Origin of the sequence: Halopenitus persicus (assembly GCF_900107205.1) — an archaeon.
Taxonomy (GTDB): Archaea; Halobacteriota; Halobacteria; order Halobacteriales; family Haloferacaceae; genus Halopenitus; species Halopenitus persicus.
Genome location: NZ_FNPC01000008.1, coordinates 62,580 through 85,520, shown reverse-complemented (window position 1 = coordinate 85,520; position 22,941 = coordinate 62,580). Strand labels below are relative to the sequence as shown.

Annotated in this window: 21 protein-coding genes; 10 read left to right on the top strand and 11 right to left on the bottom strand. The window is 70.6% G+C overall.

The genetic code is table 11. The annotated features are described in order from the left end of the window. Positions 1-4 precede the first annotated feature (4 nt). The 3 genes from pstC (at position 5) to BLV25_RS12915 (ending at position 2,929) form a co-directional block, all read left to right on the top strand. Positions 5-949, top strand: a complete 945-nt coding sequence (gene pstC, locus BLV25_RS12925) for a phosphate ABC transporter permease subunit PstC (RefSeq protein ID WP_021074691.1) — start codon at positions 5-7, stop codon at positions 947-949. After that, positions 946-1,920, top strand: coding sequence for a phosphate ABC transporter permease PstA (gene pstA, locus BLV25_RS12920; RefSeq protein ID WP_092733988.1), 975 nt, complete (start codon positions 946-948; stop codon positions 1,918-1,920). Before pstC ends, pstA begins: the two co-directional genes overlap by 4 nt. 100 nt (positions 1,921-2,020) lie before the next feature. Then, complete coding sequence (locus BLV25_RS12915) at positions 2,021-2,929, top strand: decarboxylating 6-phosphogluconate dehydrogenase (protein ID WP_039401247.1); 909 nt, start codon at positions 2,021-2,023, stop codon at positions 2,927-2,929. Between the two features lie 76 nt (positions 2,930-3,005). On the opposite strand, the gene BLV25_RS12910 is transcribed toward BLV25_RS12915, so the two are convergent. Both BLV25_RS12910 and BLV25_RS12905 read right to left on the bottom strand, forming a co-directional pair. Beyond that, positions 3,006-3,860, bottom strand: coding sequence for a CPBP family intramembrane glutamic endopeptidase (locus tag BLV25_RS12910; protein ID WP_394327125.1), 855 nt, complete (start codon positions 3,858-3,860; stop codon positions 3,006-3,008). Between the two features lie 47 nt (positions 3,861-3,907). After that, entirely contained in the window at positions 3,908-4,540 is a 633-nt protein-coding gene (locus BLV25_RS12905; RefSeq protein ID WP_021074695.1) for an NUDIX hydrolase, read from the bottom strand. A gap of 83 nt (positions 4,541-4,623) precedes the next feature. Here BLV25_RS12905 and BLV25_RS12900 point away from each other — a divergent pair, with 83 nt between their 5' ends. The 3 genes from BLV25_RS12900 (at position 4,624) to BLV25_RS12890 (ending at position 5,840) form a co-directional block, all read left to right on the top strand. Beyond that, complete coding sequence (locus BLV25_RS12900; protein ID WP_021074696.1) at positions 4,624-5,295, top strand: haloacid dehalogenase type II; 672 nt, start codon at positions 4,624-4,626, stop codon at positions 5,293-5,295. Between the two features lie 88 nt (positions 5,296-5,383). Beyond that, positions 5,384-5,614: a DUF2249 domain-containing protein gene (locus BLV25_RS12895; RefSeq protein ID WP_021074697.1), complete on the top strand. Its 231-nt coding sequence runs from the start codon at positions 5,384-5,386 to the stop codon at positions 5,612-5,614. Positions 5,615-5,618: 4 nt separating this feature from the next. Continuing rightward, positions 5,619-5,840 carry a DUF2249 domain-containing protein gene (locus tag BLV25_RS12890; protein ID WP_021074698.1) on the top strand — a complete coding sequence of 74 codons (222 nt, stop codon included), beginning with the start codon at positions 5,619-5,621 and terminating at the stop codon, positions 5,838-5,840. 43 nt (positions 5,841-5,883) lie between these two features. On the opposite strand, the gene BLV25_RS12885 is transcribed toward BLV25_RS12890, so the two are convergent. Next, entirely contained in the window at positions 5,884-8,136 is a 2,253-nt protein-coding gene (locus BLV25_RS12885; protein ID WP_394327128.1) for a hypothetical protein, read from the bottom strand. Positions 8,137-8,394: 258 nt separating this feature from the next. Here BLV25_RS12885 and arcD point away from each other — a divergent pair, with 258 nt between their 5' ends. Both arcD and BLV25_RS12875 read left to right on the top strand, forming a co-directional pair. Continuing rightward, positions 8,395-9,852 carry an arginine/ornithine antiporter ArcD gene (gene arcD / locus BLV25_RS12880; RefSeq protein ID WP_092733982.1) on the top strand — a complete coding sequence of 486 codons (1,458 nt, stop codon included), beginning with the start codon at positions 8,395-8,397 and terminating at the stop codon, positions 9,850-9,852. Positions 9,853-9,959: 107 nt separating this feature from the next. Continuing rightward, the gene (locus BLV25_RS12875) at positions 9,960-10,703 is read left to right on the top strand and encodes a DNA polymerase sliding clamp (RefSeq protein ID WP_021074808.1); all 744 of its coding nucleotides are present in this window, start codon (positions 9,960-9,962) and stop codon (positions 10,701-10,703) included. Positions 10,704-10,808: 105 nt separating this feature from the next. Here the strand turns inward: BLV25_RS12875 and BLV25_RS12870 are convergent, their stop codons facing one another. From BLV25_RS12870 to ligA, 5 genes are all read right to left on the bottom strand, one after another. Beyond that, on the bottom strand, positions 10,809-12,695 hold the full coding sequence (locus tag BLV25_RS12870) for a histidine kinase N-terminal 7TM domain-containing protein (protein ID WP_092733979.1): 1,887 nt from the start codon (positions 12,693-12,695) through the stop codon (positions 10,809-10,811). A gap of 78 nt (positions 12,696-12,773) precedes the next feature. Then, a complete protein-coding gene (locus BLV25_RS12865; RefSeq protein WP_021074817.1) occupies positions 12,774-13,376 on the bottom strand; it encodes a DUF7474 family protein in 603 nt (200 codons plus the stop codon). A gap of 185 nt (positions 13,377-13,561) precedes the next feature. Further along, entirely contained in the window at positions 13,562-14,458 is an 897-nt protein-coding gene (locus tag BLV25_RS12860) for an ABC transporter permease (protein ID WP_021074818.1), read from the bottom strand. Further along, complete coding sequence (locus tag BLV25_RS12855) at positions 14,455-15,372, bottom strand: ABC transporter ATP-binding protein (RefSeq protein WP_092733977.1); 918 nt, start codon at positions 15,370-15,372, stop codon at positions 14,455-14,457. The genes BLV25_RS12860 and BLV25_RS12855 overlap by 4 nt, the downstream gene beginning before the upstream one ends. A gap of 128 nt (positions 15,373-15,500) precedes the next feature. Next, the gene (gene ligA, locus BLV25_RS12850) at positions 15,501-17,822 is read right to left on the bottom strand and encodes an NAD-dependent DNA ligase LigA (RefSeq protein ID WP_092733974.1); all 2,322 of its coding nucleotides are present in this window, start codon (positions 17,820-17,822) and stop codon (positions 15,501-15,503) included. A 147-nt stretch (positions 17,823-17,969) separates the two neighbouring features. Between ligA and BLV25_RS12845 the strand changes: the two genes are divergently transcribed. Beyond that, entirely contained in the window at positions 17,970-18,665 is a 696-nt protein-coding gene (locus BLV25_RS12845; protein ID WP_021074821.1) for a hypothetical protein, read from the top strand. Beyond that, the gene (locus BLV25_RS12840; protein WP_092733971.1) at positions 18,662-20,032 is read left to right on the top strand and encodes a hypothetical protein; all 1,371 of its coding nucleotides are present in this window, start codon (positions 18,662-18,664) and stop codon (positions 20,030-20,032) included. The genes BLV25_RS12845 and BLV25_RS12840 overlap by 4 nt, the downstream gene beginning before the upstream one ends. Positions 20,033-20,112: 80 nt before the next feature. Here BLV25_RS12840 and BLV25_RS12835 read toward each other — a convergent pair whose 3' ends face one another. The 3 genes from BLV25_RS12835 to hemC are packed head-to-tail and all read right to left on the bottom strand — an operon-like array spanning position 20,113 to position 22,926. Continuing rightward, positions 20,113-20,943, bottom strand: a complete 831-nt coding sequence (locus BLV25_RS12835; protein WP_092733968.1) for a uroporphyrinogen-III synthase — start codon at positions 20,941-20,943, stop codon at positions 20,113-20,115. Then, a complete protein-coding gene (gene cobA, locus BLV25_RS12830) occupies positions 20,940-21,809 on the bottom strand; it encodes a uroporphyrinogen-III C-methyltransferase (protein ID WP_092733965.1) in 870 nt (289 codons plus the stop codon). The genes BLV25_RS12835 and cobA overlap by 4 nt, the downstream gene beginning before the upstream one ends. Beyond that, positions 21,802-22,926 carry a hydroxymethylbilane synthase gene (gene hemC / locus BLV25_RS12825; RefSeq protein ID WP_021074957.1) on the bottom strand — a complete coding sequence of 375 codons (1,125 nt, stop codon included), beginning with the start codon at positions 22,924-22,926 and terminating at the stop codon, positions 21,802-21,804. The genes cobA and hemC overlap by 8 nt, the downstream gene beginning before the upstream one ends. Positions 22,927-22,941: the final 15 nt, after the last annotated feature.

Below are 22,941 nucleotides of genomic sequence, written 5' to 3'. Positions count from 1 at the left end.
GCAGATGACTGCAAGCACCGCGATCGGCGAACGGTCCGACCGCGAACGCCGGATCGGACGCGTCGTCAAGGGCGTCTTCCTGGCGTGTGCGGTCCTGACGGTTCTCATCACCGTCGGAATCATCTTTACCCTGCTTCGGGACGCCACCACGTTCTTCGCGCAGGTGCCCGTCGCCGACTTCCTCACCGGCACCGAGTGGAAGCCGACGCAGCTCACCGGGGACGGCGAGTACAAGTTCGGCGTCCTGCCGTTGTTGAGCGGGACGATCCTGATCACCGTGGTCTCGGCGGTCATCGCGCTCCCGACCGGGCTCGCGGCCGCGTTGTACCTCTCGGAGTTCGCCTCCGAGACCACGCGGTCGGTGCTGAAACCGGCCCTCGAGATCCTCGCCGGGATCCCGACGATCGTCTACGGCTACTTCGCGCTGGTGTACATCACGCCGTTCCTCGAGTGGATCGGCCTCCCCGTCGAGACGTTCAACGCGCTCTCGGCGTCGATCGTGGTCGGCGTAATGATCATTCCGATGGTCTCGTCGATCTCCGAGGACGCGCTCTCGGCGGTCCCGGACGACCTTCGACAGGCCGCTTACGGGCTCGGGTCGACGAAGTTCGACACCTCCGTGCGCGTCGTCGTCCCCGCGGCCGTCTCCGGGATCTTCTCCTCGTTCGTGCTCGCGCTTTCGCGAGCCATCGGCGAGACGATGGCGGTCACCGTCGCGGCCGGTCAGACGCCGCGGATGTTGAGCATCCTCGAGATCGACCAGAACCTCCTGCAGTCGAGCGAGACGATCACGGCGGCGATGGTCAACGTCGCCCACGCCGAGGGCGGCGGCGGCACGCCGGCCTACTACTCGATGTTCGCGCTCGGACTCGTGTTGTTCGTGTTCACTTTCAGCCTGAACATCGGCGCGGAGATCATCCGTGACCGGCTCCGGGAGGAGTACCAATGAGCGTCGAGACCGACTCCGGAACCGCCGGCACGGGTTCCGCTGACGGGGCTGATCCCGACGCGGGTGACAACCCGTTCGCCCGGAGCGGCTGGGGGCCGCTGTACCGCGCGCTCCGGGACAAGGCGTTCGCGTTCGCGCTCCTGCTCGCCGCGCTCTCCGGGATCGCGATGGTGTTCATCCTCCTTGCGTACGTCGCGGTCGACGCCTTCTCGATCCTCGACCCCGAGCACGGCTCCTGGGTCGATTGGCAGTTCCTCACGAGCCTCCCCTCGCGAACCCCGGCCGAGGCCGGGTTCCTCGCCCCGATCGTCGGGTCGCTGCTCATCCTGATCGTGATGGTCTTCGCCGTCTTTCCGATCGGGATCGGAGCGGCGGTCTACCTGGAGGAGTACGCCCCCAAGAACCGGATCACCCGGCTCGTCCGGGTCAACATCGCCAATCTCGCGGGCGTTCCCTCGGTCGTCTACGGGCTGCTCGGCCTCGCGGTCTTCGTCCGCGGGATCGGCCTCGAGAGCGGGATCGTCCTCGTCGGCGGGCTGACCGTCGGCCTGCTCGTGTTGCCGATCGTCATCGTCTCCTCCCAGGAGGCGCTGCGCGCCGTCCCCGACTCCTACCGGCAGGCGAGCCGCGGGATGGGCGCCAGCGAGTGGCAGACGCTCCGAAACGTCACGCTCCCGCAGGCGCTGCCTGGGATCCTCACCGGAACGATCCTCGCGCTCGGTCGCGCGATCGGCGAGACCGCGCCGCTCATCATGATCGGCGCCGCCACGAGCGTCTTCAGCGTCCCGACCACGCTCTTCGACAGCGTGAGCGCGATGCCGATGCAGATCTACAACTGGCGGGCCCGCCCGCAGCCGGAGTTCCGATACGGCGTGGTCGCCGCGGGCGTCGTCGTCCTGCTCGCGACGATGATCCTGCTCAACGCGACCGCGATCCTGTTGCGCAACCGGTACCAGCGAAGCGACACCTGAGGACGGCAGCCGCCGTCATCGTCGTCCGCCACGCTTTTTTCCGGCCCTTGGCCCGCCGCCGATCGCAACCACTAGGGACCGGCCTCCCGACCTCCCGCGTATGCAACTGGGCGTCATCGGCTTGGGCCGGATGGGGCGGATCGTCGTCGACCGCTGTCTCGATGCGGGCCACGACGTGGTGGCCTTCGACCTCTCGGCGGAGGCGACCGCGGCCGCCGCGGAGGCCGGCGCGGAGCCGGCTGATTCGGTGGCCGACCTCTGTGACCGACTCGAGGCGGGCGGCGAGGACGGCAAGCGGATCTGGCTGATGGTCCCCGCCGGCGAGGCCGTCGACGCCACCCTCGACGACCTCGAGCCACACCTCGGGAACGACGACGTCGTCGTCGACGGCGGGAACTCCCGCTTCGAGGCCTCCATCCGGCGTGCCGAGGCGACCGCGGCGGCCTACCTCGACTGCGGCACCTCCGGCGGCCCCGCCAGCGCCGAGGCCGGGTTCTCGCTGATGGTCGGCGGGCCGGCGTGGGCCTACGAGGAACTCGTTCCCGTCTTCGACGCGGTCGCGACGGGGCCCGACGGCCACGACCGAATGGGCGAGTCCGGGGCGGGCCACTACGTGAAGATGGTCCACAACGGCGTCGAGTACGCGCTGATGCAGGCGTACGGCGAGGGGTTCGAGCTGCTCCACGAGGGCCGGTTCGACCTCGATATGGAGTCCGTCGCCCGGACCTGGAACAACGGCGCCGTGATCCGGTCGTGGCTGCTGGAGCTGTGTGAGGAGGCGTTCCGCGAGGAGGGTTCCGACCTGGGTGACGTCGCCGACCACGTCGCCGGCGGGTCGACCGGGACCTGGACGGTTCAGGAGGCGCTCGAACAGGAGGTCCCCGTTCCGCTCATCTACAACGCGCTCGCCGAGCGGTTCGACTCCCGGAACGAGGGGCGGTTCTCCCGGCGGCTCGCGAACCGGCTCCGATACGGGTTCGGCCGCCACGAGGTGCGACGCCGGGAGTGAGAACCGAACGGCCGACCGATCGCCGCCTCGGACGACCGCGGTCTCGGACGACCGCGGTCTCAAACGGGGGGCCGTCTCAGACGATCGCCGTGATCGCCGTCCCGGCGGCCGGGAGCGCATCGCTGTAGGCGATCGTGACGTACAACAGCGTGAACAGGGTCGCGTTGTAGACCCCGTGGATCAGCGCCGGCACGACGATGTTGCCCGTGTACTCGTAGCTCACCCCGAAGACGAGGCTCGGGACCACGAGGATCGCGACGCTGACGAGGTTCCCGGTCGCCGACCCGCCCGTCAGCGCGAACCAGTGGAGCGCCGCGAAAACCGTGCTGGCGAGCACGATCGCGATGGCGGGATGGAAGACCTCCCGGAGGCGCCCCTGGACGACGCCGCGGAACAGCAGCTCCTCGCCGGGGCCGATGAGCAGGATCGAGGCGGGAATGAGCAGCAGCAGGGTTTCGGGATTCGACATCCCGATCTCGGCGGCCTGGTTCGTGCCGGTGTCTATCTCCGTGTTCGTGAGCGCCTGGTAGGCCGAGAGGGCGAACGCGCCGGCGAGCGCCCCGCCGAACGCGAGCACGTACCCGCCGACCACGACGAGGACGTCGCGGAGGTTTGGCACCGAGGCGCCGATCGAAAACCGGCTCGCGTCCGGGGGGATCCCGAGGAGGTCGCGAACGACCGGCTGGATCTCCGGCCTGAGGTACGCGTACGCCAGCGCGACGCCGGCACAGCCGACTCCCTGTACGAACACGAGGCTGAGAACCAGCCCGAGCGACGCGCCGATCTCGACGCCGAACCCGACTATCAACACGCCGCCACCCACGAACGTCAACAGAAATCCGAGGAGGAGGCCGCCGGCGCCCAATCCGATCGCGCTCACGACCGCGATGACCGACGCGATCGGGGACCGTCGGGTCACGTCCATCAACATACCCGCGGTACGCGACCGAGGCGCAAAACGGTTGGCACTCCGGAACCTCACCGTCGCGTCAGCTCGTACTGCAGGACCGCGGTCACCGTCCGCCCGTCCCGACACGCCCCGTCCACGACGGCCGCGAGGAGGTCCTCGTAGTCCACGACGTCGACGTCGATCGACTCGTTGTGGTCGAGGTCGCGCTCGGCGGTGGGCTCGCAGTCGTGCGCGAGGAAGTGGTGGTGGACCGAGTTGGCGATCCCGTTGGTCGGCTCGACGGTGATCAGATGCTCGAAGCCGCCCCGCGCCGCATACCCCGTCTCCTCCGCGAGTTCGCGCGCGGCCGCCGTCTCGAAGTCTCGGCCGGCCGTCGTTCCGGACTCGCGCGCGGGTGCCGTCTCCGAGCCTGCGGCGTCCTCGGGCTCGACGGTTCCGGCCGGCAGCCCGCGATTGACCCGGTCGACCGCCTGGCGCCACTCGTCGATCACGACGACGTCCCCCGCCGACGTGAACGGGAGGATCACGACCGCCGGCGGCTCGTCGACGTAGTGGTACTCGTCGGCGGTCCCGTCCGGGAAGCGGACGTCGTCGACGCGCACGTCGAAGCCCGGACACGCGTAGTCGACCCGCGTCCCCGCGGTCTCCCAGGCGAGCTCGGCGGCCTCGTTTCGCTCAGCGTCCGTCCTGCGATCGGTCATCACCCGGTGCTCGGTCGAGCCCGGACGTGAATGTTGCCCATCCACCCCCGGATTTCTTTACGACCCCGCTCGTCCACCCGGCGATGTCCGAGGTACTCTGTTTCGACGTGTACGGGTCGACCCACAACCAACACTCGATCGTCGACGAGATCGCGGCCGTCACCGGTCTCCCGACCGACCTGGCGGCGGACCTCTCGCGGCTGTGGGTCGACCACCAGATCGGCTACTCGATGGAGGTCTCGCTGATGGGCGCCTACGAGGACTGGTACGAGCTCACCGTTCGGTCGCTTCGGTACGCGCTCGAGTATTACGGCGTCGAGCCGACCGAGGAGATCGTGGAGACGCTGATGGCGGCCTACGAACACCTCGAGCCCTACGAGGACCTGTCCCACTTCGGACGGCTTCGGGAGGCGGGCCACGACCTCTACATCCTCTCGGACGGGACCCCCGAGATGCTCCGGACGCTGGCCGGCAACACCGGCTTCGACGCGTACGTCGACGGGATCGCGAGCGTCGACGAGGCCGGCGTTTATAAGCCGCATCCCGACGCCTATCGGACGATCGAGGACCACGTCGACCGTCCGCTCGAGGAGTGTACGATGGTCGCGACCCACACCTTCGATGTCGCCGGCGCCTCGGCGGCGGGGATGGAGACGGCCCTCGTGAACCGCTTCGACGTCCCGCCGACACGACTCGGACACGAACCCGGGCTCGTCGTCGACTCCTACGCCGAACTGGCCGACGAGCTCTCGTAGGGACGACGCCGGACGAGTCAGTTCGTCGATCCGCAGCGAACATATTCGCCGGAAGACGGAGGCGGACGGGTCCCGCATACTCGGCCGTATGCCCACGCTCGACGTACGTGACATCCCGCCGGTCGACCGCCACGACACGATCCACGACGAGTTCGCGGCGATGGAGCCGGGCGAGACCCTGACGATCGTCAACGACCACGAGCCGAAGCCGCTGTTCTACGAGATGGCCGCGGAGGTCGAGGCGTTCGACGAGGAGGGGTACAGCGTCACGGAGGCGGCGCCCGACGAGTACCGCGCGGAGTTCCCGAAACGGGAGTGACCCGATGAGTACCCACACCACCCGCCTCGACGTTCGCGACTCCGAGGATCCGCCGTTCGAGCGGATCGACGACGCCCTCACCGACCTCGGCCCCGACGAGCGGCTGACGCTCGTCAACGGCTTCGAACCCGAACCGCTCTACGACGTCCTCGAACGACGCGGGTTCCGCTACGAGACGACCCGCGTCGCCGACGACGAGTGGCACGTCGAGATCGAGCGCGCCTGAGCGCCCCGGTACGCAGCCAGTTCTTCGCCACACGGCTCGTACGTCACGGTTTTCGGGAGTTCCGTGCCTGCTCCGCCCGACGCGACGCCTGATCGAGGCGGCGACGCGTCGCCCGTGACAGCGGCGCGGGAACGCCATCCCCCGCCGCCTCGAGACGCTCGACCGCGCGTTCGAGCCGGTCGCGAACCGCCTCGAGCCGCTGCTCCGCGGCGCGGCGGTTTCCGGCCCGCGAGGCCGCCGCCGCCGCCCGCGCGCTCTCGGCGATCGCTTCGAGGGAACGACGGAGTCCGACGACCGCGTTCTCGGAGCCGTCCCGGTCGGTTCCGGAGGAGCCGCCTCCGGCGTTCTCGGTACCCCCGTCGGTCGGCGTCCCGTCGGCGTCCGTCTCGTCAGCGTCCGTGTCGCCGTCCCCCTCATCGTCCCGTTCGTCCTCGACCGCGGCGATCTCCGCCCGCGTTTCATCCGCGATATCGCCCACGAAGGCGGCCAGCGACGCGGTCCCGGTCTCGGGGCGATCGATCCGGATCGCCGATTCGGCGGCCGGATCCGGATTGACGCGGGACGCACCCACCGCGTCGTCCGCGTCGCGGAACTCGACCGTGTACGCGCCGCCGTCGTGGACGTAGACCGCGTCCGATCCCTCGACTGCGGAGTCGTACAGCCGGCCGCCGAAGTCGTCCTCGAGGGCCACCCGCGACAGTTCGACGTCGGCCGCCTCGTCGCTGACCGAGATCCGCCTGGCGCGTTCGCGCGCGACGAGCGGGATCTCGCCCTCGACGCCGGCCGTGGTCGTCGACCCGCTCCCCTCGACGGTCACGCGCTCGCTGTGGGGTGCCTGCCCGGCGCCGTTGACGGTCAACCGATGGTCGCCCTCGGGAACGTCGTGCACCGCGGCGACGCCGGCGAACGTCGGGACGGCCACGGGGTCGCTCTCGAGGAGCGCGACCGATTCGACCGCCGATTCGGTCGTCGTGACCCCGTCGTTCTCGGGCGCGTCGTCGTCCGCGATCGTGCTCGTCACGCGCGTGAGGACGGTGTTGATCGGCGCCGCGTCCCCGATCGCGTCGTACCGGTCCGCCAGCGCCTGTCTGTGGAACGGAACCGTGACGTCCGCCGCGGGGTTCTCGTACCGCGGCTGGCTCCAGGGGGTTCCCGTCGTCGAGATGTGGCCCGCCACCGCGTCCTCGATCGTCTCGGGAACCGCGAACTCGAAGCTCAACTGCGGCCCGACGAAGTCGTCGATGTGCTCGATCTCCGCGGTTGGAACGAGATCGTATTCCACGTCGATCGATCCCGTTCCGTCGTCCGTGCCTCCGTTATCCGTGCTTCCACCGGCCGTGCCTCCGCCGTCCGTGCCTCCGCCGTCCGTGTCTCCGCCGTCCGTGCCTCCGCCGTCCGTGCCTCCGCCGTCGGTGCTCCCGCCGTACCCGAAGACGAGCCCGGTCTCCCGCTCCGGGAGGTCGGCCGGCGGCTCCTGGATCGCCTCGAGCGACCGGATCGTGAGGACGTCGTCGATCAACGACTCCCGGTCCACCGACGGGAGATCCTCGTGTTCGTGGATCGGCGCCCCCTCGTATTCGGGGACGACGTACGGCAGCACCGACCCCTCGTCCCGCGGCAGTCCGTAGGCCAGCGGGACCTCCGCGAGGTCCTCGATCCCCTCGATCGCCGTGTTCGTGATGTCGGCGAGCAGCCCGTCGGTCGAGAGACGCTGGAAGCGGTCCGGGATCTCGTTGACCGAGAGGGCGCTCGAGTGCGACCCGAGTTCCGAGAGGATCCGTGGGGTCCGTTCGGGGTCGGGATCGAGGAACTCGTTGTTCGGAACGGCCCGCGAGTGCGAGCTCGCGACGTACAGCTGTGGGTCCTCGGTGTCCGTGTCCACGAACACGTGGAGCACCTCCCAGTCGTGCCAGTGGAAGTTGGTCGTGAACTGATCGAAGGCGGCGTAGTACCAGAACTGCACCACCGCGAGCGGCGAGTCGGCGTATTCGCGGACGTGATAGAACATCGTCGGGTTCGGGGGCTCCTCGGACTCCTCGTAGCGGCGGTGATACCCGTCGAGGGCGTCGAAGCCGTCGACGATCGTCGTGCCCTCCTCCTCGCGCGTATACGGGCGTGGGTCGGTCGGAAACCAGCGCTCGTGGACGTCGAAGTAGAGCGTCGGCGCGAACCGTTCGGCCACGCTGCGGGCCCACTCGTCGTCGTCCGTCGCCGTCGTCTCGCCGTCGTCGCCGCGCTCGAACGCGCCGCAACCCGCGAGCCCGCCGGTCCCCGTGCCCGCGATCGCGGCGAGCATCGTTCGCCGATCGATGGTCCGTCGTCCCTCGGTCTCGTCACTGATCGACCGACGTCTCCGTCCGTTCGGTCGACCATCCTCGGATCGTCCCCCCGGTCGATCGTGGCTCATCCTCTGAGTATCGCTCGTGATGCGGACGGAAAACCGTTCTGCGTACGCTGACCGTGGTGATATTCACCGTGGTGATCGTTACCGCCGCGTATGCTTACTAGGAATATTCCAAATAGTATTAATTCGTGTAGAACATACACCGGCGTGATGGCACCAGCGTTCACCCCGACCACCTACGAGGAGATACCGGTCGAGAGGCGGCCGTCCTTCCGGCTCGCGCTCGTTCCGGTCCTCGCGGTGGTCGCGTTCCTCGGGATCGGGTCGGCCGTGCTCGGCCTGGACCCGCACGCGCCCCTGCTGTGGAGCATCGTCTTCGTCGCCGGGATCGGTCGGTACCTCGGATACGAGTGGGAGGAGCTCTTCGATGGCGTCTCGAACGGCCTGCTGATGGGCATTCAGGCGCTGTTGATCCTCTTCGTCATCTACGCGCTCATCGCGACGTGGATCGCGTCCGGGACGATCCCCGGACTGATGTACTACGGGCTGTCGTTTCTCACCCCGACGGTCTTCCTTCCGGTCGCCGCCGTCCTCTCGGCGGTCGTCGCCTTCTCGATCGGCTCCTCCTGGACCACGGTCGGGACTCTCGGCGTCGCCTTCGTCGGGATCGGCGCCGGGCTCGGCGTGCCCGCGCCGATGACCGTCGGCGCGGTGCTCTCCGGCGCGTACGCCGGCGACAAGCAGTCGCCGCTGTCGGACACGACGAACCTCGCCGCCGGCGTGACGAACACCGACCTGTACGCCCACATCCGGCGAATGCGGCTCGGGACGGCCATCGCGTTCGGGATCGCGCTCGCGGCCTTCGCCGTCATCGGCCTGGGCACGGCCGGGGCGATCCCAGCCGACCGGCTCGCCGAGATTCAGGGGGCCCTGGCGGGGACCTACGACCTCTCGCCGCTCGTCTTCGCCCCCCTGGCGGTCACCTTCGGCCTGGCGCTGCGCGGCCACCCGGCGCTGCCGTCGCTCGTCGCCGGCGTCTTCGCGGGGGTCGCCACCGCGATCCTCCTTCAGGGGACCGGCTTCGTCGCCGCCTGGGAGGTCTTCATGTCCGGGACGGCCCCGGAGACGGGCAGCGACCTGGTGAACGACCTCCTCGCCGCCGGCGGGCTCACCGGCTCCGCGTGGACGATCACCGTGGTCGTCGCCGCGCTGTCGCTCGGCGGCGTCCTCGAGCGAACCGGGGTTCTCGCCGTCCTCGCACACGGGCTCACGAGCGCGGTTCAGGGGTCCGGCAGCCTGATCGCCGGCACCGGCGTCTCGGCGATCCTCATCAACGCGCTCACGGCCCAGCAGTACATGAGCATCGTCCTCCCCGGCGTGACGCTGCGGAACCTTTACGCCGAGTTCGACCTCGACGGCGATCAGCTCTCGCGGGCCGTCGAGGCGGCCGGGACGCCCACCGGCGCGCTGCTCCCCTGGCACGCCGGCGGCGTGTATATGGCCTCGGTGACCGGCGTTCCGACCCTCGAGTACGCGCCGTTCTACCTGTTCGGGTTCCTCTCGCCGCTCGTGCTGTTCGCGATGGTGCTCGGCGGGATCGACGTCCCGCGGACGACGCGAACCCCCGGAACCGTCGGGTCGTCGATGCCGGATCCGAGCGACGACTGAGCGGGGCAACGACTGCTGGCTCGAGCGACAACGCACGCGTCGCGCACGCGAAGAAGCTATATCGGATCGCGGGTCTTTTTAGGGTATTGCGCCGTAGCGGTCCGTATATGTTCAAGGCCATCGTGAGTGCGTCGACGCTCCAGGACGCGCTCGAGTCGGTGAGCGTGTTGGTCGACGAGTGTAAGATCCGCCTGAACGAGGAGGAGCTCGCAATCCGCGCCGTCGACCCCGCCAACGTCGGGATGGTGGATCTGTCGCTTGAAGCCGCCGCCTTCGAGTCCTACGAGGCCGACGGCGGCGTCATCGGCGTCAACCTCGCGCGCCTGCAGGACATCGCCGGGATGGCCAACTCCGGGGACCTCGTCCACCTCGAGCTCGACGAGGAGACCCGCAAGCTCCACATCGAGATCGACGGGCTCTCCTACACCCTCGCGCTCATCGACCCGGACTCGATCCGTCAGGAGCCCGACATTCCGGAGCTCGACCTCCCCGCGGAGATCGTCCTGGAGGGCGCCCAGATCGACCGCGGCATCACCGCCGCGGACATGGTCTCGGACCACATCCGGCTCCGCGTCGACGAGGCCGCGGAGGCCTTCTCGATCGAGGCCGAAGGGGACACCGACGACGTCGATCTGAACCTGGAGCGTGACGACCTCATCGACCTCACGGCCGGTCCCGCCGACTCGCTGTTCTCGCTGGACTACCTCAAGGACATGAACAAGGCCATTCCGAAGGACGCCGAGGTGGTCGTCGAGCTCGGCGAGGAGTTCCCGGTCAAGCTGCACTACTCCTTCGCCGAGGGGATGGGCAACGTGACGTTCATGCTCGCGCCCCGCATCCAGAGCGAGTAACGCGGTTCGCGCTCGCCCAACGACTTCGATCGCTTCGTTCTCTTCCGCTTCGTCCCTGCCTTCTTTCCCGTTCGTCCCTGCCTTCTTCCCCGCCGATCGCCGGCCTTACCGCCTCGGATCGTCCTTCCCGCCCGGCAGCCGCAGCTCGGCGCGCGTGCCCCGCGGCGATCGATCCGTGTAGGTGATCGTCCCGCCGAGGGCGTCGCTCGCCCAGTGGACGATCCACAGTCCCAACCCCGACCCGTGTTCGAGCGCCGTCTCCTCCCCGGCCGCGATCGTCTCGAGCTCGTGGTCGGGGATCCCGGGGCCGTCGTCCGCGACCGTCACCACGACGTCGTCGCCGTCGAGCGCGACGGTCACGCGGACCCACGGTGCTCCGTCCGGCCGCTCGCTCCCGTTTCCGTCGTGATGGCGGATCGCGTTCTCCACCAGGTTCGTCACCGCCGCGGTCAGGGTCGCCTCCCGGAACTCCCCCTCGATCACGCCGTTCGCTTCGTCCTTCGAGCTCCCATCGGTTCCGCCGCTCGCTTCGTCCTCCGGAGACCCATCGGTTCCGCCGTTCGCCCGGCCGTTCACCGTCACCGAGAGATCCACGTCCGCCGTGTCGATCCGGTCCCGGTTCCGGACGTCAGCAACGGCCGAACGAACCAGGTCGTCGACCGAGAGCCGCCGTGACGGCTCGCCGTCGATCAGCGTCTCGACGGTGCGGGCCTTCTCCCCGAGCGCCGCGAGGGCGCCGGCCCGCCGCTCGATCGCGTCGGCCATCCGGCGGTCGTCCTCGTCCACCCGGTCGACGAGCAGCTCGGCATACCCGTGGACCACCCCGGCGTCGTTTCGGAGGTTGTGGCGCAGGATCCGGTTGAGCACCTCCAGCTGCTGGCGCCGCCGCTCCTGCTCGGTGATGTCGGTGAACACCACGGTGTATCCCACGTGCGTTCCCGCCGGATCGCGGAGCCGCGACGCCGACACCGCGTACGTCCGGTCCCGACCGTCGACTCGGTGCTCGATCGTTCCCGGAGCCGGTTCGCCGCCGGCCCCGTCATCGGTCCCACCCCCCGTCCCGGGGCCCGTTTCGCCACCGCCGCCCTCCGCAGCGCTCGGGAGGTCGACGTCGGCGCCCACGACCGCCGTCAACTGCCGGTCCAGCGGCGACCCGTCGGCACCCCCGAAGGCAGCGGTGGCGGCGTCGTTCAGCCGGACGATCCGTTCGTCCAGGTCGACGATCGCGATCGGGTCCGCCAGGTCGTCGATCGCGGTCCGCTCGGCCGTCCGGATCGTCGTCGGATTCCGCTCGAAGAGGTCGGCCCGCCCGAACGCGTACGCGTCGAGCGCGACGTGCGGGAGGAACATCACCGGCGCCAGGTTGAGCTGCGGCACCGGACCGACCCCGAACGCCCACGCCAGCAGGGCGAACCCCGGCGGGATCGAACTCAACGCGACGGCGGCGGCCTCCCGACGATACAGCGGTCCGTAGCTCAACAGCGTGTCGACGAGCAGGACCACCGCGACCACGACCGACAAGGTCGCGACGCCGAGCGTCAGATAGCCCCACGCGCCGATCGCGTACGTGACCGTCGCGACGCCGAGGACGGGGTCGAGACCGAACCCGGACCACATCGCGCCGTGAAGCTGGTTCGTCACGGTCAGCACCGTGGTCACGACCCCGAAGGCGGCGAACGCGCCGTAGCCCGCCCCGCGAACGACGTCCCCGCGGCCGGTGTACTCGAGCGCGAACGCCAGAAACGTGAGCCCGGTCCAGACGATCCCGAGCCAGACGACCGCCTCGAACGCCAGTCGCAATCGGGGATCGAAGACGAACAGGCCGACCCCGTAGCCGAGACACCAGACCGCCTGGGCAAGCAGCACCGCGATGAACCAGTTCGCCCCGGGCGTTCCGCGATGGTCGAGCACGTATCGGATCAGCGCGAGACTGCCGATCCCGGCGGCTACCGACCCGATCGCCGGCCACGGAAGCGTCGCAACCCCGACCATACCAGCGGGAGGACCGGCGGCGTGCTAAACCTGTCGCGGTTGCGGTCCGTCCCCGAACCCCGCCTGTCCCTCCGCGCCTCATCCGTGTCGCTCGATCACGCGTTTGGCGGCCTGCGCCTTCTCCTTCCAGCCGTACCCGGCGTCGTAGACGTGGCGCTTGCTCTCGACGAGCTCCGCGGGCGAGGACTCCTCGAAGCCGCCCCGGTCCCACGCGCCGGAGGTCCGGAGCCAGTCGACCACGTGGTCCTTCGTCTCGCTCCAGGAGAGCCCGACCATCTCGTACCACGCGATCATCGCGAAGACCGCGTTGTCGTGACAGCCCGGCACCGACCCGCGCTCGTAGATCGTCCGCATCGGCTCCCGCGTCGGCTCGGAGACGCGCTCCTTGAACTCCGCGGCGGTCAACAGCCGGAGCGGTCCCTCCTCGCCCTCGTCCCGGACGACCCGCTGCTCGCGTTCCAACAGCCCGAGCGCGGCCGCGTGGATCCCGGACCAGTCGTCGGGGATCGCGGCGCGCAGTTCCGGCTCCGTGATCCCCTTTGGCTCCCGGGTGAGCACCGCCAACAGGTCGGTGTAGGCCCGCTCGATCCGCGGCCAGTCGACCCCCTCGAACTCGCAGTCGGCCTCGTGGAGGCTGTTCGTCGTGTGACAGCCGGGGCACGGGTAGCGGAACGTCGGCACTGTCGACTGATGGGCCCCGTCCGAAATAGGGCTTTCGTGCCGGTCCGACCGCCGTCACGCCGCGCCGGTCGCCATCACGCTACGCCGCCGTCACGCTACGCCGCCGTCACGCTACGCCGCCGTTATGCCGCGCCGATCGCCATCCACGCCACGCTCCGGTCGGTGCGGCGACCGGCGCCGTCCGCCTACAGGTCGACGCGCTCGAAGACCGTCATCCCGACGTACACCGGGACGACGAACCACAACGCAAGCAGCGCGGCGATAACGGGGTCGGTGAAGACGACCGGCAGCTCGTCGCCGAGCGCCTCGGCGGCCGCCGGGTCGAAGAAGAGGAAGAACCCGAACAGCTGCTGGCGGGCCTCCATCTGGCTCGCGTAGACCAGCGAGTCGACCAGCGTCTTGTAGGCCGCCACCGGGTTGACGACCTTGAGCCCGAGCTCGACGAGATACTGCTGTTGGACGGTCACGCCGGCGTACTCGTTGAGCGCCGAGGCGATCCGCCCCGCGGCGGTCCCCCAAAAGAGGCTGGTGAGCAGGAACAGTCCGACCGACCCGACCATCGCCTGGCGGTCGCTCTCGGAGGCCGCCGAGATCCCGACGGCCAACCCGACGAAGACGACGCCGAGCACGACGGTCAGCAGCGCGAACGCGACGAACCGGCTCACGGCGCCCCCGCTCGTGGCCGGGATCAGTACGAGTCCGGCCACGAGGAAGCCGATCGCGATCGGCAGCGCGACGACGGCGGACCGGCCGAGCACCTTCCCGAGCACGACGTCGCCGCGCGAGTGCGGCAGCGACAACAGGAGCTTCAACGTTCCGCTCTCGCGTTCGCGCGTGATCGACGCGTAGCCGACGACGATCGCGATGATCGGCACGAGCACCGCGGTCCCCTCCTTCATGAACTGGATGAAAAGCACCGTGATCCCGGTCGCCTCGTTGGTGTCGCCGAGCCCGATCCCGAGCGTGAACCGCAGCAGGGCCGGCCCGGCGAACACCACGATGAAAAGCGCCGAGAGCACCCAGATCCACCGGGACCTGACCGCGTCCTGGAAGTCCTTGCGGGCGACCGCGCGGTAGCTCATTCGGCCACCTCCCCCTCGGTGTAGGCGATGAAGAGGTCCTCGAGCGAGGCCTCCTGGGTCGTGAAGTCCCGTACCGTCACGCCGGCCGCCTCGAGGGCCCCGATCACGTCGGTCTTCACGCCGCTGTCACAGCTCACGCGGACGGTCCCCTCGCCATCGGTCTCGGCGCTGGCGACGCCGTCGATCGCGCGAACCCCCTCGAGGTCCTCGGCCGTCGCCGCGTCGACGGTGACGATCAGCGTCTCGTCGCCGCCGACCGCCTCCCGCAGGCCGTCGATCGAGTCCTCGGCGACGAGCCGGCCGTCGCGGAGGATGCCGACGCGGTCGCAGACGGCCTCGACCTGCCCGAGCACGTGCGAGGAGAAGAAGACGGTCGTCCCGTCGGCGGCCTCCTCACGAACGATCTCGCGCATCTCCTTCGCGCCGGTCGGGTCGAGACCCGAGGACGGCTCGTCGAGGATCAGCAGATCCGGGTCGCCCACGAGCGCCATCCCGAGCGCGAGCCGCTGGCGCATCCCCTTCGAGTAGCCGCCGGCCTTCCGGTCGCCGTCCCCGATCAGCCCCACCCGTTCGAGGATCGCGTCGGGGTCGTCGTCGACCTCCTTCGACTCGACCGCGAACTCGACGTGCTGCCGTCCCGTCAGCCGGTCGTAGACGTCGAACCCCTCCGGGAGCACGCCGGTCCGCTCCCGGACCGCGACGCCGTCCCGCTGGGCGTCGTGTCCCAGGACGCGGACCGACCCCGACGTCGGCCGGACGAAGTCCAACAGGACGTTGATCGTCGTCGACTTGCCGGCCCCGTTCGGCCCGAGGAAGCCGAACACGTCGCCCTCCTCGACCGCCAGGTCGAGGTCGTCGACCGCTGTCAACTCCCCGAACCGTTTCGTCACGCCGGAGAGCTCGATGGCTGTCATACGCCCCGGTTCCGCCCGTTCGGATAAAGGGCTGTGGGTGTTCGACGGCGCTCGAAACGGGGTGTTCGAGGCGCTCGCGGGACGGGGGTACGTCGTGCTCGATGGACGGGGCAGGGCGTCCGCCGTCCTCACGATTCCGGCGGCCACTCGATCCCGTGGTCGGCGAGGAGATCCGCAAAGTCCGCCTCGTCGATCGTCTCGACGCCGTGGTCCTCGGCGTCCCGTCGCTTGCTCCGGCCGGGGTCCTCCCCGACCACGAGGTAGTCCGTGTTGCCGGAGACGCTCCCGGTCGCGCTGCCGCCGTGTCGCTCGACGACCGCCTGCGCCTCGCTCCGCGGGACCGACAGCGCGCCCGTGAACACGAACGTGAGTCCCTCGAGCTCCGCGTCACCGGTCTCGGTTTCGTACGGTTCGGGGTCCACGCCCAGCTCGCGGAGCTCGGCGATCGTCTCGCGGTTCCGCTCCCCGTCGAGGAACTCCCTGATCTCGCCCGCGACGGTCTCGCCGACGTCCTCGACCGTCCGGAGGTCGTCCTCCGACGCCTCGAGGAGCGCGTCGAGCGTGCCGAACGACTCGGCGAGGTTCCGGGCGGTCGCGGCGCCCACGTCCGGGATCCCGAGGGCGGCCAGAAACTCGGGCAGCGGCGGGTTCCGGCTCGCGTCCAGCTCCGCAAGCAGGTTCTCCGCGCTCGTCTCGCCGAACCCTTCCAGCGAGGCGAGATCCTCGCGGTCGAGCCGGTAGAGGTCCGGCAGCGACTCGACCAGCCCCGCCGCCCGCAGCTGCTCGACCGTCTCGGGACCCAGCCCCTCGATGTCGAGCGCATCCCGACGCGCCCAGTGTTCGATCGCGCGCTCGAGCTGGGCCGGACAGCCGAGCCCGCCGGTGCAGTACGCCAGCGGACCGTCACGCTCGACCGGCGAGTCGCAGACCGGACAGGTCTCGGGGAACTCGTAGGGGCCGTCGGACCGCTTCTCGACGACCGTCGGGATGTACGGGATGACGTCGCCGGCGCGATACACCCGGACGTGATCCCCCACGTTCACGTTCAGCGCCTCGATCTCGGCGGGGTTGTGCAGCGTCGCCCGTGAGACCGTGACGCCGCCGACGTCGACCGGGTCGAGGAGGGCGACCGGCGTCAATCGTCCCGTCCGCCCGACCTGGACGACGATCTCCTCGACCGTCGTCGTCTCCGTCCGCGGCGGGAACTTGTAGGCGAACGCCCAGCGGTACGAGCGGGAGGTGGTCCCGAGCTCCTCACACGCCGCCAGATCGTTCACCTTGATCACGATCCCGTCGATCTCGTACTCGAGTTCGTCGCGGATCGCGGCGGTCCGGTCGCGGTAGTCGATCGCGTCCTCGACGTCGGTCACGAGTTCGGTCCGGTCGTTCCGGCGCAGCCCGAAGCTCTCGAGGGCGTCGAGCTCGGCCCAGTGGGTTGCCGGGCGCTCGGGAGCGTCACCGGCCGTCTCGTCCGCCGCGTCCGTCTCGTCCGCCGCGTCCGTCCCGGCATCGCCGACCGTCCACTCGAGCACGTCGAAGAAGAAGACGCTGAGCGGCCGGTCGGCGACGATCGAGGGGTCGAGCCGTCGCAGCGTTCCGGCCGCGGCGTTCCGGGGATTCGCGAACGGCTCCTCGCCGCGCTCCTGGCGCTCGCGGTTCAGCTCCTGGAAGGCGTCCCGCGGGATGTAGACCTCACCGCGGACGGCGAGCGTCGACGGGACGTCGTCGGGCGCCCCGCGGAGCCGGCCCGGCACCGCACGGATCGTCGCCACCTGCTCGGTCACGTCGTCGCCGGTCGTCCCGTCGCCGCGCGTCGCCGCGCGGGCGTACTCGCCGTCCTCGTAGACGACCTCCACCGAGAGGCCGTCGAACTTCGGCTCGCAGACGTACTCGAGGCTCCAGTCGTCGCCGACGCCGTCGAATTCCGCCTCCGCGAGCTCCCGCCGCACCCGGTCGTCGAACTCCCGAACGTCGTCGGGGTCCGTCGTCTGGTCGATCGAGAGCATCGGCGCGGCGTGCTCGACCGCCTCGAGCTCGTCGACCGGCTCCCCGCCGACGCGCTGGGTCGGGGAATCTTCGGTCCGCAGGTCGAACGCCTCCTCGAGGTCAACGAGCCGGTCGAAGAGCGCGTCGTAGGTCGCGTCCGAGACGATCGGGTCCGCCTCGACGTAGTACCGGTAGTCGTGTTCGCGGATCGCCGCCCGGAGGCGGTCGGCCTGCGTGCGCGCGGTCGATTCGGACAGCTCCGCGACCGGGTCGAAGTCGGTCGGCGGGTCGGTCACGTACGGGTTCTCGTCCGGATCGGCGTAGCGCGCGGTTTCCGTTTCGTCGTCCGCGCCGGTGCCGCCCCCCTCGTCGCCGTCCGCGTCCGCGTCCTCGTCGCCGTCGTCGTGCTGCCCGCCACCGCGTCGGTCATCCCGCTGTCCGTCGTCGATCCCCTCGTCGGCCATACCGGCACTGCACGCGCCATCGCCTAAAAGGGGTCGTCCGGTCGACGCCGCTCGCACCGCGCGGTCGGCTTTCCGCCGCGCTATCGCTCCCCGTTCCGCGCGGTCGGTTCCCGTAGCTATTTCAATCGTGACCGATCAGCGGGACGTATGCCCGCCCTCCATCGGTCCCGGCGATCCCTCCTCGCCGCGGGCGCCGCCCTCCTGGCGAGCGCCGCGGCCGGGTGTCTCGACGGGAGCACGTCCACGAGCCGCACCGTCGGCGACGACCCCTCGCACCCGCCCGAGTCGGCCACGACCGACTTCGCGGTCGAGACGCTGCGCGATCCGTCGCTCGATCCGATCGTCCCGTTCGGGTTCGATCCGGAGGATCCGGACGGCGGGAGGGAAACGACCGAACCGGATGCCTCCCCCACCACCCCGACGCCGGATCTCGAGGACCGGGGACTCCGGAACCGGATGTGGTTCATTCTCGAGGACGCCCATCTCGACCGCCTTCGGTTCGACCGCGAACCCGAAGGCGTCGACGCCCTCCGGTCCTTCCTGGCCGCGACCGACTTCGAGTCCGAGTCGGCCGTCCTGATCCAGGAGCCGATTTCGGCCTGTTACGCGCTCTCGACGGAGTACGTCGAGCTCGAGGCCGACGAGTTTCACGCCAGCCGCTGTCGACGGCTCCGTCCGGCGGACGCAGCCTGCGAGGTGGACGACCGCCACCTGCTCGTGACGGCGCTGCGCGTTCCGCAGGCCTATGACTCGTCCCCGTCCGGGATGGGGCTCGGAACCAGCTCGAACTGCCGGCTCGAATCGGTTGACGCGACCGGAACGAACGGCGGTGATGACGCGTGACCCGGTCACGTCGGTCGGTTCTCGGAGCGGCCGGCGCCGGTCTCGCGTTCGCGTCGGCCGGCTGTCTCGACGTCCTCGATCGCGGCGAGGACTCGCCCCCGACGTACGATGCGGCGGCGCTCGAGGGGACGGTCGAGTCCGCCATCGAGACCCCGCCGCAGCCCGAACCGGTGCAGCCGAGCGCCGGGGCGGTCGCCGCGGCAGCCGACCGGGTCGACGCGCTGCTGGCCGACGTTCCGGATCCGCTCACCGCCGCCGACGTTCCGAACGGGGCTGCACGCCGGGAGGTCGAACGGTTTCGCGAGCAGGCTGCTCGCGGCCTCGGGGACGTCACGGACGCGCCGACCGCCGCCCGCGCGCTCGCGGAATCCCACGGCCCCCGCGGGGACGCCCGCAGCGCCGCCGCGGCGGTTGCCGCGGTCGGGTCGCCGACGGAGCGGCGGTCCGCCGTCGAGGACGCCCGCGCGGACGCACGGGATCGACTCGCGACCGGTGCCGACGCGCTCACCTATGCGGGGATCGACCCGCACCGGACCCTGCTCACCGCCGTCCGTCTCGAGACGCTCCTCGACCGCGCCCGTACCGACCTCGATCGGCCCACGCACCACCACGCCGCGCCCGAGGGGCACGCGCTGTGGGTCGGCGCGCTGGCCGGGCAGGTCGAACGCGCCGTCTCGCGGCTGGCAGCTCTCGAGCACCTGTCGACGCGCCACCGCGAGCGTGCTGAGGACGAGGGCAACGGCGGTGGCGACGGCGATGCTGATACCGGCGACGCTGCTGATGCCGACGCCGACTCACCCACCGACTACGAAGGACGGTTTACGGCGGCGCTCGAAACCGCGCGCGAGGACCTTCGGGCTGCCGAGTATCCGACCGACAAGACGGCCGATCCACGGGAGTTGATCGAGACCGACGCGGCCCCGGCCCGCGAGATCGTGGCCGAGGGCGCCCGGGTGGTCTCGCATCTACACGAAACCCTGTTCGAGGAGCAGCGCCGGCTCGGCCGGTCGCTCGCGACCGCCCTCGAGCTCGACGTCAACCGGCGGGCGCTCGATCGCGTTCGAACGACCATCGAGGAGGGCGGGCATCGCGAGGCGACGCCCGAGACGGTTCGGTCGGCCCGCGAGTCGGCGGTCGCGGCGCTCGAGGAACTTCCGGTCTCGGCCGCCGACCCCACCGTGGGCGGCGACTTCCTTGCCGCCGAACGGTCCCGGATCGCGTCGACGGACGACCGGATCCGCCGCTGGATCACGGACGACAGGACGGTTCGGCTGGACGCCGAGTACGCGCTGTACACGCTATCGGCGGCCCGACTCGAGGCGTTTCCCGACGCCTGGGCGGCGTTCGACGACCGGATCCGCGGCTAGATCGGTCCGGCGATGGCTGCCGGCGATGGCTGCCGGCGGTGGCTGCCGCCGCGGGTCGGGTCACCGCCGCGCCGAGACGCTCACTCGCCGCGGTGGCTCGGCGCCGCGTGCTCGACGACCGCGGTCGCGAGCGACTCGAAGGTCGCCTCCGCGGGAACGACGTCGACGTCGATCCCGTGCGCTTCGGCCGTCTCGCGGGTCGGGTCGCCGATGGTTCCGACGACGGCGTCCGCGAGTCCCGCCCGCGCGGCGTCCTCGACCCCGCGCTCGGCGGCGGCCTCGAGGAAGTGCTCGACGGTCAACGAGGAGGTGAACGCGGCGGCCTCCAGCTCGCCCGCGGCGGCCAGCTCGGTCGACCGGCCGGCCTCCTCGGGGCGGACGAGCCGGTAGAGCACCGTCTCGTGGACGTCCGCCCCGGCGGCCGCGAGCCCCTCGGTGAGCACCGCGCTGCCGTGGTCCGACCGGGCGACCTCGATCGCGACGCCTCCGTTCGCGGTGCCCTCGGCCCCCTTGCCCCCCTCGGCTCCCTCGGTCCCTTCGTCCCCCTCGTCCCCTTCGGGCCCCTCCGCGATCCGGTCTGCGAGCAGGTCGACGAGTCCCGCGGAGGTGTACTCCTCGGGGATCAGATCGACCGTCCACCCGGCCTCCCGGGCCGCCGCCGCGGTCGCGGGGCCGATCGCGACGAGCGTCGTTTCCGCGGCCGGAACCCAGCCCCGCTCGGCGGCGAGCTCGACGCCGGTCTTGCTCGTGAGGACGACGTAGGGCGCGTCAGCCGGCGTCTCGCCGGTCGGTTTCACCGCAAGCATCGGGTCGGGGACCGGGTCGGCACCCAGCGACTCCAGCAGCTCGACCGCGTCCTCGATCCGGTCGTCGTCGGGGCGGAAGACGGCGACGCGAACCTGCCGGCTCATCGGTTCCTCCCCTGTCTTTGCTCCGGTTCGGTTCCGACCGGCGCCGCGTTGGCGTTCTCCAGGACGTCGACCACGCGGTCCCGACTTGCCGCGACCGCGCCGATCACGGTGATGGCGGGCGGCTCGATCCCCGCCTCGTCGCGAACCGAGACGATCGTCTCGAGGGTCCCAGTCGCCACGCGCATGTCCGGCCACGTCGCGCGCTCGACGAGCGCCACGGGGGTCTCGGGGTCCATCCCCGCGCTCCGGAGCTCGGCGACGTACTCCGGCAGCTTGCCGACGCCCATCAACACCACGATCGTCCCGCCGGTGGCCGCGAGCGCCTCCCAGTCGACCGCCGAATCCTCCTTCGTCGGGTCCTCGTGGCCCGTCACGAACGACACCGAGGAGGCGTGCTCGCGGTGGGTCACGGGGATCCCGGCCACGCCGGCTCCGGCGATCGCCGAGGTGACGCCCGGCACGACCTCGACCGGCACGCCGGCCGCCGCGAGATGCTCGAGCTCCTCGCCGCCGCGGCCGAACACGAAGGGGTCACCGCCCTTCAGCCGCACGACCGTCCTGCCCTCACGGGCGAGCTCGACCAGCCGACGGTTGGTGTACTCCTGCGGCGTCCACTCGCCGTCGGCCCGCTTGCCGACGTCCTCGCGCTTCTCCTCGGGGATCGACTCGATGATCTCCGGGCCCGGCAGCTTGTCGTGGAGTACGACGTCGGCCGCCTCGAGGAGCCGCTTCGCCCGCACCGTCAGCAGCTCCGGATCGCCCGGTCCCGAGCCGACGAGGTACACCTTGCCGGCCGCCTCCTCCGGATCCTCCGTCGGGACCCCATCGGCCGACCCCGCCTCGGCCGGAACGTCGTCCTCAGTCATCCTCGTCGCTCCGTTTGCGCGCGCGTTCGATCAGCTCGTCCGCGCCCCGGTCGGCGAGATCCCGACCGAACGCCCGCGCGTCCTGCCCGTAGCGCTCGATATCGAGGTCTCGCGTTTCGGCGACCTCCTCGGTCCCGTCCTGCGAGAGCACGCGGACGGTCGTGTGCACGTACGACCCCTGCACGATCGCGTTGATGCCGATCGGGGCGATGCAGCCGCCGCCCAGCTCCGCGAGGATCGTCCGCTCGACGGTCGTCTCCACGCGCGTCCGCGGGTGGTCGACCGCCGAGCGAACCGCGTCGATCACGTCCGGGTCCGCGGCGACGACCGCGATCGCGCCCTGGCCGGCCGCCGGGACGAACTCGCCGCGCTCGAGCCGCACGGTCGGGACCTCCTCGAGCAGGCCGGACCGGGCGAGCCCCGCCTCCGCGAGCACCAGTCCGTCGTACTCGCTCTCGACCTCCCGCTCCATCGCGGCCCGTTCGAGCTCCGACAGCGAGTCGAACCACTCCTCGACGGTCGCCTCGAACTCGCGGTCGTCCTCATCGTCCGCAGCGTCTGCCGCGTTTTCCTCGCCCCCCGCCTCGCCTTTCGCCTCCGACTGCGCCTCCATTCGCGCCTCGTGTTCGCGCTGGAGTTCGGGCGCGAGCAGCTTCTCGATCCGCGTGTCGACGTTTCCGCGGATCGGCTCCACCTCGAGATCCGGCCGGGCGGCCTTGATCTGCGCGGTGCGGCGCAGCGATGCGGTTCCGATCACTGATCCCGGGTCGAGGTCGTCGAGGTCGCGCCCGGCCGGCGTCACGAGGACGTCGCCGGCCGGTCCGCGCTCGGGAACGCCGGCGATGACGAGGTCGTCGATCCCCTCCGTCGGGACGTCCTTCAGCGAGTGGACCGCGAGGTCGGCGTCGCCGGCGAGCACCTCCTCGTCCAGCGATCGGACGAACGCGCCCGTCCTCCCCAGCTCGTGGATGAGCGCGTCCGGGATCCGGTCGCCGCGGGTTTCGACCGTACGGGTCTCGACCTCCCGGCGCCGGGTCGCGAGCGCGTCCGCGACCGTCGCCGCCTGTTTCACGGCGAGGTCGGATCCGCGGGTCGCGAGTCGAAGCGATCGTGTCATACTCGAACCGACGGT

Coding starts and splice junctions, on each gene's coding strand:
- BLV25_RS12900 (WP_021074696.1), top strand. CDS start 4,624: ATGTCCGAGGTACTCTGTTTCGACGTGTACGGGTCGACCCACAACCAA.
- BLV25_RS12890 (WP_021074698.1), top strand. CDS start 5,619: ATGAGTACCCACACCACCCGCCTCGACGTTCGCGACTCCGAGGATCCG.
- BLV25_RS12915 (WP_039401247.1), top strand. CDS start 2,021: ATGCAACTGGGCGTCATCGGCTTGGGCCGGATGGGGCGGATCGTCGTC.
- arcD (WP_092733982.1), top strand. CDS start 8,395: ATGGCACCAGCGTTCACCCCGACCACCTACGAGGAGATACCGGTCGAG.
- ligA (WP_092733974.1), bottom strand. CDS start 17,822: ATGGCCGACGAGGGGATCGACGACGGACAGCGGGATGACCGACGCGGT.
- BLV25_RS12870 (WP_092733979.1), bottom strand. CDS start 12,695: ATGGTCGGGGTTGCGACGCTTCCGTGGCCGGCGATCGGGTCGGTAGCC.
- BLV25_RS12845 (WP_021074821.1), top strand. CDS start 17,970: ATGCCCGCCCTCCATCGGTCCCGGCGATCCCTCCTCGCCGCGGGCGCC.
- BLV25_RS12860 (WP_021074818.1), bottom strand. CDS start 14,458: ATGAGCTACCGCGCGGTCGCCCGCAAGGACTTCCAGGACGCGGTCAGG.
- BLV25_RS12855 (WP_092733977.1), bottom strand. CDS start 15,372: ATGACAGCCATCGAGCTCTCCGGCGTGACGAAACGGTTCGGGGAGTTG.
- BLV25_RS12885 (WP_394327128.1), bottom strand. CDS start 8,136: ATGCTCGCCGCGATCGCGGGCACGGGGACCGGCGGGCTCGCGGGTTGC.
- hemC (WP_021074957.1), bottom strand. CDS start 22,926: ATGACACGATCGCTTCGACTCGCGACCCGCGGATCCGACCTCGCCGTG.
- pstC (WP_021074691.1), top strand. CDS start 5: ATGACTGCAAGCACCGCGATCGGCGAACGGTCCGACCGCGAACGCCGG.
- cobA (WP_092733965.1), bottom strand. CDS start 21,809: ATGACTGAGGACGACGTTCCGGCCGAGGCGGGGTCGGCCGATGGGGTC.
- BLV25_RS12835 (WP_092733968.1), bottom strand. CDS start 20,943: ATGAGCCGGCAGGTTCGCGTCGCCGTCTTCCGCCCCGACGACGACCGG.
- BLV25_RS12905 (WP_021074695.1), bottom strand. CDS start 4,540: ATGACCGATCGCAGGACGGACGCTGAGCGAAACGAGGCCGCCGAGCTC.
- BLV25_RS12895 (WP_021074697.1), top strand. CDS start 5,384: ATGCCCACGCTCGACGTACGTGACATCCCGCCGGTCGACCGCCACGAC.
- BLV25_RS12910 (WP_394327125.1), bottom strand. CDS start 3,860: ATGTTGATGGACGTGACCCGACGGTCCCCGATCGCGTCGGTCATCGCG.
- pstA (WP_092733988.1), top strand. CDS start 946: ATGAGCGTCGAGACCGACTCCGGAACCGCCGGCACGGGTTCCGCTGAC.
- BLV25_RS12875 (WP_021074808.1), top strand. CDS start 9,960: ATGTTCAAGGCCATCGTGAGTGCGTCGACGCTCCAGGACGCGCTCGAG.